The organism is Psychrobacter sp. T6-1 (assembly GCF_052258445.1).
Window position 1 is genome coordinate 1 of the sequence record NZ_JBQQFC010000618.1, and the last position, 845, is coordinate 845.

Here is an 845-nt window from a genome sequence, read left to right on the forward strand (position 1 = left end):
GCGGCGCGTATGAGTCATCGCTATATCACAGATCGCAAACTGCCTGACAAAGCGATTGATTTAATCGATGAGGCCGCTAGTCGTCTACGTATGGAGATGGATAGCAAACCTGAAGCGCTAGGTAAGCTCGATAGCCGCTTAATTCAGCTTAAGATGCAGCGTGAAGTACTCAAAAACGAAGAAGATGCAGGCGCGCAAGCAGAGCGCAAAATGCTCGATATGCAAATCGACGAGCTCGAAAAAGAATACGCTGACCTTAATGAAGTGTGGCAAGCTGAAAAGGCATTGGTCAAAGGCAGTCAACAGCTCAAAGATGAGCTAGATAAAGCCCGTATCGCCTATGATAAAGCCAGCCGCGAAGGCGATTACGAGACCATGAGTAAGCTGCAATATGAGACCATCCCGCAGCTTGAGCGCCGTATCAACGAGTCGGATTTGGCTGAACAAAAAGAGCAAGCTGGTGAGCCTGCAGGTGCCAAGCTACTACGTAATAAAGTCACCGATAATGAAATCGCAGAAGTCGTTGCCGCAGCCACAGGTATCCCTGTGAGCAAAATGATGCAAGGCGAGCGCGATAAGATGATCGCTATGGAAGATAAACTCCATGAGCGCGTCATCGGTCAAGACGAAGCCGTCGAAGCAGTTGCCAATGCGGTGCGCCGTAGTCGAGCGGGTCTATCTGATCCCAATCGTCCTTCTGGCTCATTTTTATTCTTAGGGCCCACAGGTGTCGGTAAAACAGAGCTGACCAAGTCGCTTGCTAACTTTTTATTTGACTCTCAGGACGCTATCGTGCGTATCGATATGAGTGAGTATATGGAGAAGCATAGCGTTAGCCGTTTGGT

1 protein-coding gene is annotated in these 845 nt (G+C 49.1%); it reads left to right on the forward strand.

Annotated elements, in window-relative coordinates:
- A partial coding sequence (locus ACTXGO_RS14970) for an AAA family ATPase (RefSeq protein ID WP_443575079.1) occupies nt 1-845 on the forward strand: 845 nt, incomplete at both ends.